7 protein-coding genes are annotated in these 18,050 nt (G+C 66.7%); 6 read left to right on the top strand and 1 reads right to left on the bottom strand.

The annotated features are described in order from the left end of the window. Positions 1 to 613 precede the first annotated feature (613 nt). A complete protein-coding gene (locus tag BS329_RS34050; protein WP_076166447.1) occupies positions 614 to 1,483 on the top strand; it encodes a MerR family transcriptional regulator in 870 nt (289 codons plus the stop codon). A gap of 29 nt (positions 1,484 to 1,512) precedes the next feature. On the opposite strand, the gene BS329_RS34045 is transcribed toward BS329_RS34050, so the two are convergent. Next, entirely contained in the window at positions 1,513 to 2,658 is a 1,146-nt protein-coding gene (locus BS329_RS34045) for a hypothetical protein (protein ID WP_076166444.1), read from the bottom strand. A 1,297-nt stretch (positions 2,659 to 3,955) separates the two neighbouring features. Between BS329_RS34045 and BS329_RS34040 the strand changes: the two genes are divergently transcribed. Genes BS329_RS34040 through BS329_RS34020 form a run of 5 tightly spaced genes read left to right on the top strand, consistent with a single transcriptional unit; the run spans position 3,956 to position 18,037 of the window. Continuing rightward, positions 3,956 to 5,275 (top strand): ComEC/Rec2 family competence protein, encoded by a 1,320-nt coding sequence (locus BS329_RS34040; RefSeq protein ID WP_076166441.1) that lies wholly within the window; start codon positions 3,956 to 3,958, stop codon positions 5,273 to 5,275. A gap of 13 nt (positions 5,276 to 5,288) precedes the next feature. Next, positions 5,289 to 9,512: a DUF6603 domain-containing protein gene (locus BS329_RS34035; RefSeq protein ID WP_076166439.1), complete on the top strand. Its 4,224-nt coding sequence runs from the start codon at positions 5,289 to 5,291 to the stop codon at positions 9,510 to 9,512. 10 nt (positions 9,513 to 9,522) lie between these two features. Beyond that, entirely contained in the window at positions 9,523 to 11,616 is a 2,094-nt protein-coding gene (locus tag BS329_RS34030; RefSeq protein ID WP_076166435.1) for a hypothetical protein, read from the top strand. Further along, complete coding sequence (locus tag BS329_RS34025; protein ID WP_143253304.1) at positions 11,613 to 15,077, top strand: hypothetical protein; 3,465 nt, start codon at positions 11,613 to 11,615, stop codon at positions 15,075 to 15,077. The genes BS329_RS34030 and BS329_RS34025 overlap by 4 nt, the downstream gene beginning before the upstream one ends. After that, on the top strand, positions 15,074 to 18,037 hold the full coding sequence (locus tag BS329_RS34020) for a hypothetical protein (RefSeq protein WP_076166429.1): 2,964 nt from the start codon (positions 15,074 to 15,076) through the stop codon (positions 18,035 to 18,037). Before BS329_RS34025 ends, BS329_RS34020 begins: the two co-directional genes overlap by 4 nt. The last annotated feature ends 13 nt before the right edge of the window (positions 18,038 to 18,050 follow it).

Below are 18,050 nucleotides of genomic sequence, written 5' to 3'. Positions count from 1 at the left end.
GTGATCGTACTGCGGTTCGTGTCGTTGGATGGCGTGGTCCAGAGACGGGGAACGCCGGACGAAAACCGCGAAGGCGATTTCCAGGGTGACGGCTGGACGACGCACTGTTAAGCGCCTGGAGACGATGGACAAATACGTCGCTTCGCGCAACGTGAAGTCCGCTGTTCGGGTGAACACCACCGTCCTCGACGGTGACGCGGAACGGCCGGCTTCGAGCTGGCTTCGTCCCACACGGTCGGCAGCGTCATCATCGCCACCTACGAACGTCGCAACTGGCCGCCGGGCCGTTTTGATTCCCGGTTGACTGTCCACAAGGGACATTCGAGTGAAGGTGCCCCATTCGGACAACTTTCGGTCCGCGAGTGGCAAGGATGATTCCTTTTGAGATGCCGTGGCCCGCACGGCGGCACACACCGCCCAGGTGGCCATGCCGATCCCGTGGTGCAGCCGCTCCCGCGAGCCACACCGACAACCCCAAGACGAGCCCCCACAACCCCAGGCGGAAGGGCGCGTCTTTGGCATCGGCGCGAGTCGATGTGCACGGGTTGCACCTTCCGTAGCGGCATGTGGTCTGGTGGACCTACGTCCCGGCCCATGAGGAAAGGTTCCGCTCATGCCTTCGTCCTTCGTGCCACCTCGCCAGGTCAAGATCGGTGACGCGGCGGCCTTCTCCGGCAGCACCCCACGGGCGATTCGTCATTACCACGAGATCGGCCTGCTCCCCGAGCCTGAGCGTGGCGGCGACGGCCGCCGCCGCTACGGGTACGAAGACATGATCCGCCTGCTGTGGATTCGCAAGATGGCCGACGCCGGGATCGCCCTCGGCGACATCCGTGATGCCTTCGCCATCAGCATGGCTTCCGCCGGAGCGGACAGCGGAGACGAGATCGTGGACATCCTGGAGCGGTTGGAGGAAGCCCTCACCGCGCGGGAGACGGAGTCGCGGCGGCAACGCGCCGCCGTGCGGCGGATGCGCGCCGAAGGCAGCCGGATGGGCCTGCTCTCCGACTTCGTCACCGAACGCCTCGAGAGCCTGCCCGAGGGCTCCCTGCGTCAGGCGGACCTGGACAGTCTGCTGGTCACCGAGCGGATCTTCGGTCCGCTCGGCGCGGCCATCCAGGCCACCCGCTTCGTAGCCCTGACCACGCATCCCGCTCTGCGGGAGGATTCCGACCGCGTCGACGGCGCCGAGGAGGCACTCGACGACAGCGTCGCCGTCGACGATCCACGGGTGGCTCAGGTGGCCGTCGAGCGGCACGCCTTCGAAAGCGCCTTGCAGGCCGTCATCGAGGAGTCCGGCCTGGGCAAGCACGACGATGCCCTCTTCGATGACTGGGACGACCTCGGCTCCGGCGGGCGGGAGGCTGACTCCATGAGCGTGCTCGAAGCCGCCGGCAAGATGCCCTACGACTTCTCCCCGGCCCGCCTGCGCTGTAGGGAACTGGCCGAAGAGCTGGCCGCCCAAGACTCACCCACTACCTGAAACGGGCCGCCGGGAAGGCATGACGGACGTCAGTGGCCGGTTTTCTCTTCCAGCGCGCGGCGTCGACTGGTCACCTCGTCGGGGTCGTCCCCGAAGACCAGCAGTTGCAAGGTGCTTCGCCTGATCGGATTGTCCGTGTGGCCGCTGTCGTGACCGGCCACGATGAGCAGGCCACCGGCGGCCAAGGCGGGGCGTATCTCGGCGAGGAGGTCGGTGAGCGCGCCGGCGACGGTGAGCGTCACGGACTCGGCGGTGCGGTCAAGGGCGTCGGGGTGGACCGACCGCATCGCCAGCAACGGGATCGAGCCGCTGGTGATCCGGAAGTTCAGGTCGAGCACGACCTGCTGGCCGTCCCGGGTCTGGGCGCAGTCGAGGCTGCACAGGCCGCGGTAGCCGACGTCGGCCGCGCGCTGGGTGATCGCCAGGCATTCGGCGAGCAGTTCGGCGGGAGGAGTGGTGACCGTACCGAATCTGCCGCCGGCATAGACCCCGATCGTGTCGACGCGCTGTTCGGTCACGGCCAGCAGGCGGGCTTGCGCGTCCGCTCCCACGTAGAACTGCAGGCCCCAGTTACGCAGGATCTGCAGGTACTCCTCGACGACGAACTCGGTGAGCACCTCGGTGAACGCCGGTAGCGTGATCTGCTCGTCGGCCCGGTGCAGATAGACATCGAGGCTGCCACCGTGCGCTTCGTTGGTCGCGGCCTTGAGCACCCACGACTTCTCCGCCGGCGCCGCCTCCGCGAGTTGCCCTCGGGTCACGACGCTGCGGTGCGCCTGGAACCGTGGATCGACCAACGTGGTGATGCTGGCCTTGTTGTTCAGGTAACCGACGAGTTGCGCGCTTTTGAGCGCGCGTTCGTCCGGGCACAGCGTGGTCGGCTGCGGGTACTCCATCGACATCAGCAGCCCGTCGGACAGCGCTTCGGCCACGCGGACGGCGAATTCCCTTTCGCTTCGGAACTCACGCAGGTCGGTGCCGACCGGCAGGCCGCTGTCACGCAGGTGTGCCAGCAAATCCGGATCCGTGCCGCCGGAACTGCAGATCACCGGCGTGTCGGCCGCGACAGCGATCGGTCGCGCGGAGACCACGTCACGGCTGTGGCGGTGCCTGTTCGCCGATTCGGCGGCGGCGAGTTCGGGCCGCGCGCAGACGGCGATACCCGGACCGTACACATCGGCTAGAGAACGAGGAGCGCAGACGGCATGCGGCAGAACGACTGGAACACTGATGGAGAGTCTCCTGTGGAGTGAGTCGGACCGGCCAGAACCGGCTGTGACGTGCGAGTGGCTGCGAGAAGGACGGCAAGACGTCGACCAAGCGACGCCCGCAAGCACCGACGAAGGACGTGGCCATGACCGCCCGCCGTCGAACCGTGTCGGCCTGCTTGTCCACTGTGGCACGTCCTGGCCTGAGGTGATAGAGAGGCGGACGTGCCGTCGAAGTTAGACGCGACTCACCGACGTGCTGTCCTCGCCTGCCTTTCACCGGACCACGACGCCTTGCTCGTGCCAGATTCCCCAGGGCCTCCGGTTAACTGGTTCGGGTCCTTTCGAGCCGTTCTCAGTCGGTCTAGCTGGGACGTTTGCAAACGCTCATGCCTCGAGTTGACCTCGTGCGGCCTGCGATTTCGCCCTTGAATCGCCCTTGGTTCCTGCCGAACCAGCTAGCCAGGTCAAGCTCATGGCCATGTTCCCGGTCGAGTCGAGGTTCGACCCCCCGACGGCGACCCAATGCGGCTCGTACTCCACAGCGACCGCGCGGCGCCGGAAGGTGAGGAGCCTGATCGGGACAGTTACCTGAAGCAGGCAGGCTGGGAATCGCACAAGCAGAGGCTCCATCTGTGACTGAGAACACACTTGCTCGGGATGCGGGCCTCGCGGCGGCGACCATCTCGGGGCCACCACTCCCCCTGCTCGACATCACGCGGACGTCGACCAGGTAGAGCGCTGGCGCGGAGTGGCGTCGGTACGCCCCTTCGCCGATCACCTGCAGGTGGCTGACGTGCGAGACGCTGTCAACCCGGCGTACGTCCGATACCGCCGCGCTCGTGTTCAGCGCTTCGGCGGCAGATTTGCGGCATCGGGGATTTCGGCGATGGCGTGGCAGAGGCGAAGTATGACCTCTAGGCCGGTGATTTCGATCGGCCGGATGACGGGGCTGGTGAAGTCCAAATGGCACGATGTGAGGGACAAGGGTCACTCCCCGGTGAGTGCACGTGCACTTGAAAACGCATTCGCGAACAATGCGTGAGTTCCGTTGTGGTCAGTGAGCCGACGGTGTGCCGTTCGGGTCATCAGGATGTCTCAATTCGGAGTCACGTAGTGTCAGTTCACTTTCCCGCCACCGCGACACTGTCGGCTGAGTCCTCTGGCTCACTGCCGTCCCGTACGAGATGGTGGCCTTTCAGCCTTTCAACCGGACTGACCACAGGGGAAGGCGGTCACACGTGATCTACCCGGGAGTTCGGTCATGCCAGTCGAAGTGATCTTTTTCAATGTCGGGCAGGGGGATTCGACTTTTCTCTTCCACTACGACCGGACCAAGGCCGGTACCGGTGTCGCCCCGTTGAACGAGCGAAACCCACGGCATACCGCATTGCTGGACTGTGGAAGCACCTTGTCGACCCGGCACCTCGGTGGAACCGGGACGGTCGATCGCGCCGCGACCGCGAAGCGTATCCGCGACAAGCTCGAACCGTACTTACAAAAAGCGGGGAAGAAATTGGATGATCTCCTCATCAGCCATCCCGACGAGGACCACTTCAACATCCTGAAGGACGTTGTCGCCGATTCGGCGACGAAAAAGGTGCGGATGAACATCGGCCGGGTGCATTACACCGGCGGTTTCCAAGACTACCGGGAGGGCCGCGGCTGGAAGTTCATCGAGGCGCTGCTGACCGACCATGGCAGTCTGGCCGATCCGGTGAACAACTTCATGGTCGCCAAACGGCCGAGACGTCGGATGGTGGACGAGCTCGTCCCACTTTGGGGTGGTGTCATGCCGACGCCGGATGCGCCGAACCTGTTCCTGATGGCCGGTGAAATGTACGGACCACTCAAGGACAGCGAACAGACGCTTGACCCGTACGGCAACCCGCAACTGAGCAAGTACCAGGACTTCGACCAGAAAGACATCTGGGCCAACATCAGCAGCCTGGTCCTGGTGCTGATCGGGCAGCCGGCGGCGGGTGGCGAGCGGCAAAAGCTCTTCCTGATGGCCGACGCGCTCCGGTTCAACGAGGACTTCATGCAGGGCATCTACCAGCAAGATCGCGAATTGGTGGCACGGGAACGCCGAACCTGGCTCAAGATGGGACATCACGGAAGTTTCACCTCGACCTTCCCGTCCTGGCTCAACCTGCTCAAACCGGACGTGTTGCTGATGAGTTCCGGGACGAAGAAGTTCGGGCCTGGCGCCAATGCGTCCGGCATTCCGCCGTACACCCATCTCAACAAGAAAGTGCTGCCCGCGTGGCGGCTGGTCAACAACGGCCGCACCCCGATCGTGCTCGGCAAGGACCAGGCCAAACCACTGACGTCCTGGCACAACTACTACAACTTCGTGGACGCGGACAACCTCGGCTCAGGTCGCGTGAAAGGCACCTTTCACGCCGAATACACGAAGGAAACCGTGTTCACCAGTTTGTGGGAGGACAGTGGGGCGCCCGCGACTCCCGCCGGGAACCCGCCGAAGGCGAAGCGTGCCGCGACATCGGTGCCGGTGGGTGTCGACTGGCATCTGGTGTTCGACGATCCAAAACCGGGCGACTACGCCTTCTGGTACGAGTGAGAAGGGCGACGTCATGGCATTGAGCCTGAAGGACCTGCGAGACAAGCTCACCGCGGCCCAGGGCAGCAAGAAGTTCGACCTCGCGCTGAGCACCTTGGGCTCCAGCGAGGCGATCTCCGGTTTCGTCAAGAATCTCGGTGGCGGCTCGCTGGGCATCGAGGACGTCGTCCGAGCGGACACCAAGCATTTGGTGGTCATCGGCAAGGCCGAGCTTTCCGGTCTTGGCACGCGTCCGGTGCTGGTGCGCTTCGCCGCGCCGAAGGACGTGGTCACCGGGATTCTGCTCGATGTGACGCTGGAGAACTCGTCCCAGTTACCCGCCACGGTACGGCCGGTGACCGAGGTGCTGGCCAAGCTCGGTGAGTGCGCGGCGCATCTGCTGCTTGTCGCCGAACCGGTGGACGGCGCCGCGGAGGATTCCCGCATCGGGCTCGGCGCCGCCCTCACGCTACGGAAGAAGCCGGAAGACACCGGCGAGCTGCCGACTGTGTATCTGTGGGGCTTCCGGCCGCGCGACGCGGGCGCCCCCTGGTCGCTGGGCGGGGAGTTCGCTCCGGCGGCCATTACCTGGGACCGGCTCCAATATGCCCTCGCGGAGAAGGTCCGCTTCGGGCCGCCCTCAGGCATCTCTCCCGAACCCTCGGTCAAGCTCACCGGGCTCTCGGTGGTGGTGCGACCACCAGCCGCCATCCCGTCAGTCCGGTTCCGCGGCGACCTCTCAGCGGCGAGCTGGGAACCGGTGTCCGGATTCACCATCTCCGATCTCTACGTCGAATGCGGGGTGGCCGCGCCGTTCACCGCGAGCGGGCTGACTTGCCTGGTGTGCGGGACGCTCACCCTCGGCGGCAAGTCGATGACCGTGACGATCGAGTACCCGGGCCTGTCCTTCGGCGGCGTGTTGACCACGCCGATCGCGCTGAACGATGTGGCGGCCAGGGTGGGCACCTTCGAGGGGCTGCCCTCGGTGCGGATCGACGAACTCGAGGTACACGGCGACATCGCCGCGAAAAGCCTCGGTTTCGACTGCGCGCTCGCGTCGGACTGGGAGATCCTGCCAGGACTGAAGCTCACCGAAGTCCGGCTGCGGCTTGCCAAGGCCGGCAGCGCGGTCAGCGGCGGGGTCGAGGCGTCATGGCAGGTCGGCGGCGGAACAGTGCTGCTGACCGGCCAGTACGCCGACAAGAAATGGAAGTTCCTCGGGCAGGCGGCCAGCCTCACGGTGCCCGACATTCTCGCGGTCTTCGGCATCACGAAAGTGCCGGAGATCGGTAAGCGCGCCACCACGAGCCTGTATGTCGACTTCGACCACCCGTTCACCGCGGCCACGGTGACGGCGGTGTCCACACTGTCCCTCGGAGCGGCGAAGAGCACGCTGGAACTGGCCCTCACCGTCACCAAGCAGCAGCGCGATCACGGATGGAAGCTGGGCGGTCTCCTGCACCTCGCGGTGCCCAACCGCACCGGGCCGATGGAGTTCAAGATCGATGCCGAGTCCGGTGACGGCGGCAAATCCGTGGTCGCCTCCTGGTCGGACTCCGCCGGAGTGGGTCTCAAGGACCTCACCGACGCCTTCGGGGTGGAGTTGCATGCCGACTTCCCGGTCGACCTCCTGCCGAAGCTGACTGGCGTATCCCTCTGCTATTCCCCGGACGGCGGCATCGCGTTCTCCGCCACCGCCGACAAGGGCAGGCTGACCGGCGTGGTGCTCCGCGACAAATCGTGCGTGGTCACCGTGGCGGCCGATCTGGACGCGAAACTCTCCCAGCTGCCCATCCTCAAAGGACACATTCCGGCCGCCGCCGATGCCGGCCTGGCCGGCGCAGGGGTGCTCGCCGCCCCGAAGCAACTATCCAAAGAGGACACAGAACGCGCGAACACGCTGCTCAAACAGTTGCCGGGCGGAGCACAGCTTCAGCTGCCCGACGGAGTGGTCCCCGCGGGCATCCAGCTCGGCCTGCTGGTCACCCTCGGTGGCCGGAAGCAACCAGTGACCGTCCCGGTCCGCCGTAGGCAGAAGCGGATGGTGCGATACGACGGAGAAGATCGGGGCGCGGCCGCCGGGCTCGGTGGCACGCTGACCGTCGAGCGTTCGTTCGGCCCGTTGCACGTGCGGACGATCCGGGTGGACCTGGTCAAGGACCGGCTGACCGTGGGGCTCGACGCCGCCTTCACCATCGCCGGGATCACCGTGGACATGGACGGCCTCGGCGTGTCGACCTCGTTGAAGAACCCTGCGGACATCGCGTTCGCGTTGCGCGGTCTCGGCGTGGACGTGCGGGCAGGCGCGGTCGAGGTGGGCGGTGCGATGCTGCATCGCACCGGCACCACCAGCGGTTTCGAGGACGAGTACGACGGCGTGCTGGTGTTGGTGCTGCCGAACATGGCAGGCAGACTGGCCGGGCAGCTCGCGTACACCAAAGGCGGCCCGTGGGCGTTCAGCGTGTTCGGGGAGATCACCGCGAAGGCAGGCGGTGGTTTCGGGCCGCCCCCGTTCCGCGTCACCGGCGCCATGCTCGGCGGCGGCTACAACGCCGCGGTGCGCGTTCCCGAGCCCCACGAGGTCGAGCGGTTCCCACTGGTAGCTGGTCTGGACAACCCGGATCTGTTCGGTGAGAACCCGACCCCTGGTCAGATCATCAAGGTGCTCTTCGGCAATGGCGGCGACCAGGCCTGGCTGGCGACCAAGGTCGGGCAGAACTGGGTCGCCGCCGGGTTGCGGTTCACCTCGTTCGAATTCCTCAGTGGCAAGGCCTTGGCGCTGGTCGAGTTCGGCAACGACCTGACCGTCGGGCTGTTCGCGCTGCTCAACGCGTCGTTCCCCACCAAGGCGACAGGTACCGGGGTCTATGCGCAGATCGAGATCGCGATGCGGGCGCTGTACCAGCGGTCGCCAGGGCTGCTGTCGTTCACCGCCCAGCTCACGTCGAACAGTTACCTGCTGCATCCCTCGTTCAAGCTGACCGGTGGGCTGGCGGTCTGTGTCTGGGTGCCGCCGGAGCCGGGCAAGGCCGTGGACCGCAGCGGCGATTTCGTCATCTCGCTGGGCGGCTATCACCCGCTGTACAGCAAGCCTTCGCACTATCCGGACGTCCCACGGCTAGGCGCGCACTGGGCGGTGTCGAACACCGTGACGATCAAGGCGGAGGCGTTCCTCGCGATCACCCCCGGTTCGCTTCAGCTCGGGTCCGGCACGTCGGTGGTTTTCGACACCGGCACGATCCGCGCCTGGTTCATCGCCGGTTTCAGCGGCTATCTGGAGTGGACGAACCCGCCGCGGTACGACTTCCGCATCGGTGTGCGCATCGGATTCCGGGCCCGGATCGACATCTGGCCCATCCACACGACGATCGAGGCCGAGGTCGGCGCGGACTGTCATATCTGGGGCGACCCATTCGGCGGGCGCGCCTCGGTGAAGTACGGCCCGGTCTCGTTCTCGGTGCCGTTCGGTTCCTCCGGACCGGACAAGCAACTCAAGACCGACTGGCCGCTGTTCCAGAAACAACTTCCTCCCCCGGCGCAGACGCAGCCGGTCAGCGGCCTGCTGCCCAGCCCGGCGGCACCCACCGTCCGCCAGGGCGACGGCAAGGGGCCGGCACCGTGGCTGGTGTCGAGCGACGGTTTCTCCTTCGTCACCGGTGGCGTCGCCCCGATCACGCTGCTGGTGGTGGGCAGCAAGAAGAACAAAGTGACACCGGAGGTCGCCAAGGGCTGTATCCGGCCGATGCGGTGCAAGGACCTCACCTGCACGCACCAGGTGAGCGTCACCCTCGACGGTGTCGAAGTGGACTTGTGCGACGAGAATCGGACGTGGAGGTTGTCCGCGGTCAAGGGCAGCGTGCCGGCCGCGTTGTGGGGCGATCCGGACTCGAGCTCGGAAAGCCTGCTGACCGGCCGGATCGTCGGCTTGCGCGCGCAGGCGCCGCTGCCCACCGAGGGCGAATCGCCGGGCACGATGACCGAAGCCGCGCTGGCGCTCGAAGCCGTCGATCTGGATCCTGGCGATCCCGGCAAGAAGGCGTACGTGCCGTTGGCCGACCGCGCCCAGACCGGCCAAAAGCTCTGCCGCAGCGAAACATCTGTCGGCCTGGTGGCGCAGATCAGCACGAAGGCGACCGCACGCACCGCCGTACTCGGCGCCTTGACGACGGCCGGGACCGCTCCGAAGACCACCAACGACGCGCTGACCGCGCTGGCCGGTTCGGCGTTCACCGCCGCGCCGATGATCCCGGCCACCTGAAGGGGTTCCGATGACCGCCACCACCGCCCAGTCCCTCACCGTCGCCCTGCATGACTCCTTCACCCCTGGGCTGCCGGGCGGGAAATACTGTCTCACGATCAACCAGGAGTTACGGGACAGGGAGAACAACCTCGTCGACAGCGGCAAGTACTTCCTGCCGCTGAAGCAGGAATTCACCGTCTTCGCGCCCCGCTTCAGCGTGGACGGCACGCTGGTGCACGCGGTCAACCCGCCACCGGGAACGCAGGGCGGCTACGACGACCTGCTGCCACACGTCACGCTGTCCCACCCCCAGCTGCCGTGGGAACGGAATATCGGCGACGGTGTCACCGGCCCCTGGGTCGCGTTGCTGCTGTTTCGCGCCGACGAGATCCTGGACGACCCGGACGCACGGGGACTCACCACGCCACGCACCGCGAAGGAGCTGATCACCACCTCAGCCGACGTGGCGACGCCGGACATCAAGGACACCTCGCTCGCCGATGCCGCCGAACCGTGCCGGACCATCGAAGTCGCCGCCGACACGTTCGCCAAGCTCGCGCCGCGCGCCGCCGACCTCCCCTTCCTGGCGCACTGCCGGAAGGTGACGCAGCCGCGGACCGCACGCGGCGAGGAGCTGAAACCCGGATATTTCGGCGTGGTCCTCGCCCACCGGCTACCGAGGGAACCCGGCCCCTGGGTGGCACACCTCGTGTCGCTGGAGGGGCACGGCAAGCACCTGGCCGGCCTCGGCTCCGCACGACGAATCCGGCTGGCCTCGCTGTGGTCGTGGTCTTTCCGGGCGGTGAAAACCGATGCCGCCCGGCAGTTTCCGGCGCTGGTCCGTGGCCTGGCCGCCGATCAGCAACGGCTGACCCTCCGGCTGCCGGCCAAGGCCAGCGGCAACACCGGCGTGGACACCCGGCTCAAGCAGGGATACGTGCCGGTGCCCACCCGGGTGCGATCAGGCGAACACACTTTCGCCTGGTATCGCGGACCAGGCGGCCCAGTGGTCGCTCAGCCGCCGCCCGCCCTGGACCCGGACGGCACCGCGGTCACCAGTGATCACGCGTTGAGCTACCTGCCGGACACCGGAATGTTCGACCTCAGCTACGCCGCCGCGTGGGCGCTCGGCCGGTCCGCCGCGATGGCCGACGCCGACTACGTGGCCGGGCTGCTGCGCTGGCGCCACCGCAGCCGCCACCACATCGCCCGGCATCTCGTCGGCCAGGCCCCGCAGATTTGGCGCGACGAACTCAACCAGCTCCTCGCACAAGACCTCGGCACCACGCTCGACGCGTCCGCCGCACCAGCCGAGGCTTCGCTCAGCCCAGCACCCGCCGGGTTGGCCGAGATCGCCGCGCACTGGGAATCCACCCGTGACAGCGGCGAACTCGGGGCGGACCTGGCCGGGATCGGACGGGACGAACCCGTGCTGGGCGACTGGCTGAGCCGCCTCTGCCTGCTTGAGCCGGTCCCGTTCCACTATCTCGTCCCGGACGCCCGCATGCTCCCGCCGGAGAGCCTCCGGTTCTTCCACATCGACCCGGACTGGATCGGGGCCCTGGTGTCCGGCGCGCTCAGCCTCGGCAGTTGTCTCAGCACGGATGTGGTCGCCAACACCGCGGCGAGCAGGGGAAAGTTCCCGGCCCCGGTGGCCGGTTTCCTGATCCGCTCGGCGCTGGTCTCCGGTTGGCCGGATCTCGTGCTCACCGCCGTCGCCAAGGACACCGGCAAGTCGTTCCACGAGGTTCGTCCGCTACGTCACGATCGGCTCGCCCCGGACGTGCTGCTGTGCCTCTACGACGAGGTGCCCGACGAACTGTGTGTGGATGAGCCGAAGCAGGGCTTGAACTTCGGCGTCGATCCCGGCAACACCCTCCGTCTGCGCAGCCTGGACAAAGAAACCTGTGGCACCCCGCTGAAGGGCAAGACCGCATCGATCGCCGATTGTTTCCGCCCGAACGCGGCCACGGGCGTGCTCGACGTCGGCGGCACCGGCGGCACTTCCCTCCAGAAGACCTTGGACACCGCCCTCGGGAAAACCTTGAGCGCAGCCAAGCTCGCCGTCCAGCTCGTCAACTCGCCCCAACGTTTCGTGTTCCACGCGGGAGGTACGAAATGAGCGCGACATCCACCCTTGTCGTCCCCATTTCCGTGCAGGCCCTCGTGGTCACCCCGCAGGTGGCCGGCTTCCGTCGCTGGCGGCCGAACTTCGACACGATGATCACGAAGAAGAAGCCCGCCGAACCCGCGCCCTTCTCCGACGAGGACAGCGGCCCGGCGGACGGCGTGTGGCTGCACTGGATGCTGCCCGAGGGGCTACGCCACGGTGCGCCCGATCCGAAGACCGGCGCCCTGTCGTTCCCCTTGGTACCCAACCGATGGTTGATCATGCGGCGGGTCAAGGACGAGCAGGACGAAGGCTGGGTGGTGGAAAGCGACTGCCTGCGCGAGAAAGTCGACGACGAGGGCGAAGCATCCCGGTACGCGGTGGCAGGCCCCTCCGGGCTGCTGCTGCCGCGCTACATCGGCAAGGCCATCTCGCTGACCGACTCCGACGACGGCTGGAAAGAACCCCGGCCCGGCGTGCCCCAGACGCTGACCGCACTCGGCCCGGGGCTGCCCGCGTTCGCGGTTTTCCAGCCTTACAACAAAAATGTGTTCTCACTCCACGATCCACTCACCGGCATCGACGAGGCGAAGGTGAGCTATTCGGTCGTCGGCTGGTACTCCCACGACGAGATCCTGACCACCCGGACACCGCGGAGCCTGGGCTGGAAACCACCGGATTCCACCACCTACACCCGATCCATGTTCAGCGGCACCGTGCCCGGCCTGACCTGGAAACGCGACGGACGGCCCGACGACCCCCTGCCGGCGGGCCGTGATATCAAGATCGCGCTCGGCAACTCCGCCAGCGACGCGCTGGAAGCCATGCGGAAGAAGGAAAACGGCAACCAGAGACGCTCACAGGTTTTGTCGGCGCTGCAACACGGCTTGTTCGACGAGCTCACCAGCCCGGACGGTGCCGATGGCCTCCGCAAGGAGCTGCACCGCGAGTGGTTCTCCCGGACCCCGGCCGGTTTCGCCTGGCAGATCGCCGACGCACCCGCCCGGCAGGGAAAGCCGTGGCCGCCGTTAACTCCGGAGGAGCGCGCGTATGAGAAGGCATTGCTGAACACTTTCAAGGACTTCCAGTCCCGTTTGGACCATTCGCGGTTCCGGCTCGCCGAACTCCGGAATCGGCTCTATCACCTGTGGTGGCTGCGGAACCTCCCCGGCGACCATCCCGACGGTTTCGACGCCAAGGCCGACAAACAGCTCGACGTCGAAGCGAGCGGAAGCCTCGCCGGGGAAGTCCGGGACCTGTTCAGGGAGGAAACCGCGCTGGCCGCCGGCCTGCCTGACCTCACCGATCCCCACGTCGGCGAGAAGTGGGACTTACGGCCACACCGGCGCTTCCGGCTGATACCGACCGGCGACCAGCACCGCCCGATGGACCCGGTCGTGCTGATGCGCTTCCCGGCAGGGTACGACCCGAGCCCGCCTGCCACCCAGCACGAGCCCTTGGCCTGCCGCAACGGCACCCAGTTCCTCACGAAGATCAAGGTGGGTGACAGCTACGTCGGTCCGGAGGAAGTGAAAGGCGTGCTTGCCGAACGGATGCCCACCTTCGGCACCGACGTGGCAGCGGCCGGTTTCCGGGACGAAATGCTCCTGCTGCACCGCGCCACCAAGGAGAAGTCCACGGCCGGAAACCCGACCTTGCTCGAAGACCTGTGCGATCCGAAGATCGGCCCCAAACTGTGCGAGGGCGTGCTGCCCGGGTACACCAGCCGCTGGACCCGCCAGCCGTGGACGCCGATGTATGTCTTGTGGAAAATGCGGGCCTATCTTCTCGGGTATCCCTCGGACCCCGCGGGATCGTGGCGCACCACCAAGGACGGTACCTTCGACTGGTCCAAGGCAGGGTCACCGCCGTCCCGGAATCCGCATACCTTCCAGGGGCGCTCCTTCCTGGTGCCGAAGGTCGAACAGGTGCTGCGCGGCCAGCTCGAGCACTACGGGACCGAGGACATCGCAGCGACCGAGGGCCGGGAACTGCTGTCCCAGGCGCTGCACGGCTTCCACGACTGGCTGCGGTCGTTGCGGCCAGGCGCCAGCGCCGACCCGACCGCCACCGATGCCCATGCCGTGCACGGCGGCGTCAAGGACCTGGTCGGCGACGCCCACCGGGCCCTTCCCGATCTGGACGACGCGAACGCCGGGTTCCAGCCGCTGAGAGCCGCTCAGGCCATCGTGGCCGGACTGCACGTCGTCGACCGGTTCGGCCGGAGCCTGGACGTGGTCACCAGCGACAACCTGGGCAGTTGCTGGCTCGCCCGCGCTCAGTCGATCACGCCCAGCCAGACACTGAAGACCGAGCATGTCGACCACTACGTCCAGTTCCCGCCGCGCGTGCTGCAGGACGCCCGGCTGCGGTTCGACCAGCTCAGCGTGTTCGAGGACGAACGAGTGCTCGAACCGCACACCGATGACGACGACGTCCCCGGCCCGATCGCCGGCTGGCTGATGGTCAACAGGCTCGGCAACTCGCTACTCGTCTACGACAGTGCCGGGCGGGGGCTCGGTGAGTGCCTGCTCGCCGTCGGCGGCGACGGCGAGCGCACGATCCGCTGGCGTCCGCTGCCGGAGGCCCCTGCCTGGACCGCGGACGGCTTCCCGCACCTGTTCCCCTTCGTGGAGGCATTACGCACCCGCACCGCGAAGGCGTTCAGCGCGCTGCTCGAAACCATTGACCTGGCCTCGCTGACCATCGCACCGGGACGCGAGCCGGACGCGTCGGAGATCGCGCTGTTGCTGGGCCGCCCGATCGCCGTGGTCCGGGCGCGCCTGCGCGGCGAACTCGCCGGCCCGGCCATCGGCGACCCGCGGTTCACCGGAATCGACCCTCCTGCCGTGCCAGAGTTCACCAAGGCCCGGTTCACCGTCCGGCTCGGCTCGGTGAACCTGCTCAGCGACGGCCTGATCGGCTACGCCCGGAAAAACCGCTACGACAAGCTGTATGTGGTTCACGACGCGCCACCGGCGTCCGACGGCTACCTGCACAGCCGCGACACCGACGACACCCTCGACGTCGACTTCCGCCCGGCGATCCGATCTGATCAACCCGAGGACTGGTCCCGCGATCAGCGAGTGACGCTGCTGATGGACCCCATCGCCACCACGCACGCCACCTGCGATGTGGTGCCGGTCGTGGACCTGAGCCTGCAGACGCGGCACACCGAACCGTTCCTGCGCACGCTGCGGGCGTCGTTCCAGTCCGGGCCGCTGCTTGGCTCGGAAACAGCCGGCGCCGTGCCTCAGGTGGTGCTGCCCCGGCCGGCCGCCTGGCACGGCGACTGGAATTGGTCCGAACCACGGCCCGGCGGCTGGGCGCACTACGGCGTCAAACCCGCCGACACCGACGCCCACTTCGCCGACACCGACCCCGACGGCGGCCGGGTCACCGCGCGCGACGGCTACCTCCGGCTGAGTAAGCCACGACCGCCCAACGCCCCGATCAGTGAGGAACCAGCATGACCCGCGCCCCCGCCTCCAGTGAATCCGCCCAGCGCCGCGAAGCCGGCGTGCCTTCCCAGCGCACACCGGAAGGCGAACTCGATGAGCTACTGCTGCACTACCAGGCGTCATCCGAGCCTGCCATCATCAAAAGCACCGACGAAGGTGTCCGAATCGATGTCACCATCAAGAAACGCCACCTGAACAGCAAATGCGAGAGGATCGTCTTCCGTTTTCCGGTGGGTGCGACCGCGAACGCCTTGATCACGGCCGCCGACGCCGCGAAGATCAGCCCCATCCGTCCTGCCGGATGGACCCTGGAATCCACGGGGAAGGCCGGGGAATTCGAAGCGGTCCGGGGGGACAACGCCGGCCAGGCGGTGACTTTCGGCTGGAAGACCATCAAGCTCAATGGAAAACCCGGCTACTTCACCATCGCGGTGGCCGAGACCGCCGGCCGCGGCAGCGAGAAGCCGGCGGAGCGGACCGCCGACCTGCCAAGGATGCAGAAAGTGTCCCCGGAGGTCTACTTCAGTGACTTCAAACCGGACAAGCCGAGTATCCCCTGCGGGGCAGGCGTCAAGCTGTCCTGGTCCGGGAAGACCACCACCAAGTACGAAGTCCGGTACGACGACAAGACGGAACCCGTCGCTGCCGGCATGCTGGAAAAGACCATCGAGAACATTCGGCACACCACGACATTCCTGCTGATCGCGGAGAGCGTCAACCACGAGAAGCACTACTATTACCAGTCACTGACCGTCCCGGTGCAAAACCCCGAACAAAGTGTCGGCGCCCTGGAGGTGGAAAAGACGGCAGCCGTGCTGGGCACGGCCCCGCACAAATATCGCCACAACTACGAGAAGGACTTCGTGGCCTACGCGCCGACCGACGGATTCCTGCTTTTATGGCCCAGCCGGGTCAGCGACGGATCACACGTGGCGAAGGTGATCGCGACCGTTTACCGGAAAGCGGCGAAGAGCCATGTAGTCCGGCGTACCGTGGACGAACGCGCCGAGGGCGAGTTCTCCCTCCCGTCCGCCATGTGTGTTCCGCTTCCCCGCGGTGCCAAGGTGGTGGTGACCCGCACCGGCTCGGCCTGCAACACGGAGGAGCTTCTCTGGATCCCCGGCGGAAAGCAGCCCCTGGCCACAGTGACCACACCGACACGTTCCGGCAGGCAGGCCGAGGCGTCGCCGAGCGGCATCCTCTTCGACTACCGATATCAGCCGAACGTCGCCGTGATCTCGACCAGCGAGACGGTCTTCGAGTTCATCGTGGACACCGGCGACCCCAAGGCCGCCTGTGACAAGGTCACCTTCTCCTTCCCCGCGGGTGACAAGGCCGACGACCTCGCCGCCGAACCGAGTGGAAACACCAGCAAGAAACAGTGGACCTCGTTTGTCCGGGATCCGGTCGCCAACGGAAAGATTCCGTTCGTGGCGAAGCCGCCGGCCAATGTGTTCGCCAAGACGCCCGAGCGCCTGTCCGTCACCGACGTCGTAATCAGCGCCAAAGAGGGCCCGGCCTGCATCTCGGTCACCGAAACCCGCAACGGGCAGGAGAGCCCGGCACGACTGCTTCCCGTCTACAAGTCACCACCCGACTTGGAAATGTCCGACCTCGCGCCGGACAAGCCGTCGATTCCCAAGCCGGGCAAGATGCGGGTGAGCTGGAAATCGCAGAAGATGGCCGGAGTCGGCTTCTTCCTGAAATGGGGTGACGCCCAGGAGATTCCGGTCGACGCCTATCAGAACTACGACGTCGGCCCGCTGCATCGCACCACCGCGGTGCAGCTGACCGCCCGTCGGCTCAGCGACAATCGGGACCTCAAGGTGCTCACCACCACCATCGACGTGGCCCACCCCGACATCACCGTCCAGGACCTGACCGTCACCGACGGGCTCGACCTGTTCGGGCCTACCCAGTCGTCGAACAAGACGACTCTCGCCCAGCCGGTCACCGCCACCGCGGCCACTGACGGCATACTCGTCGTCTCGGCGCTGCACCAGCCCCGAACCAAGGCCGCCGCGCTGGTCTCCGCCGAAGTCACTCCCCGCGAGGGCCAGGCATACGGCGCCCGGACGCTGGCCGCGACCGGCCTGGACACCCTCCAAGCCGGCTTCGCGTTGCCGGTCCCGTCCGGCGCGTCGGTAACACTCAAGAAGGAATCCGGAGGCGACCTGCGCGACGGCGGCGAAATCACTTGGCTGCCCATCGGCTCCGGGCCGCTCACCGGACTCTTCGGAATGAGCGACGAGTCCACGTTCGTTTCCGCTTCCGAGGACGACGCACAGCCGGGCCGGGCAGGCTACGGCCCCCCGCCGCTGACCGATTTCCGGCCGGACAAACTGACGGTGCCCAACGGAAAACCGGTGAAGCTGACCTGGCGCTCGGCCACGGACAAACACCTGACGCTGCTGTACCCGGACTCGAAAAACATAATCCAACGGACCCCTGTCACCGGCAAAACGGAGCAGGTGGTGGAAGGCATCCACAGCACCACCGCGTTCACCCTGCTCGCCAGCACACTGCCCAGCGGCGACGGCGACGTTCTCGGCGCAGTGACCACCACCGTCACCGTGATGAACCCGACCGCCACCTACCGCACCCTCGCGGTCGACGGCGGTACCACGGCGTTCGGCCCGCCGAAACACCTCGACTACGAATTCACCGCGGACTACTCGTTCACCGCGAGCACCGACGGATTTCTGGTGGGCTGGGTCCTGGATTCCGCTGCCCCTGGCAGCCGAGTCACCGCCGAAGTCCGCCACAGCGACCAGACCACCCATACAGCCACCGCGTCCACCGGCACGCTGCCCCCGTCGTGGGAGCAGGAAAAGCCCGCGGTCGTGCCGGACAACTTCTTCGTGCCGATTCCCAAAGGGGCCACGCTGACCATCAAGAAAGCCACCAAGAGCTCCGGGGAGCGAAGCTGCGCACTGCGATGGATCCCCATCGGCGAACGGAAATCACCCTGAAGGAGGCCACCAC

Origin of the sequence: Amycolatopsis coloradensis (assembly GCF_001953865.1) — a bacterium.
Classification (GTDB): Bacteria; Actinomycetota; Actinomycetes; order Mycobacteriales; family Pseudonocardiaceae; genus Amycolatopsis; species Amycolatopsis coloradensis.
Note: the sequence above shows the minus strand (reverse complement) of the source record. Positions and strands in the feature narration are given on the sequence as shown.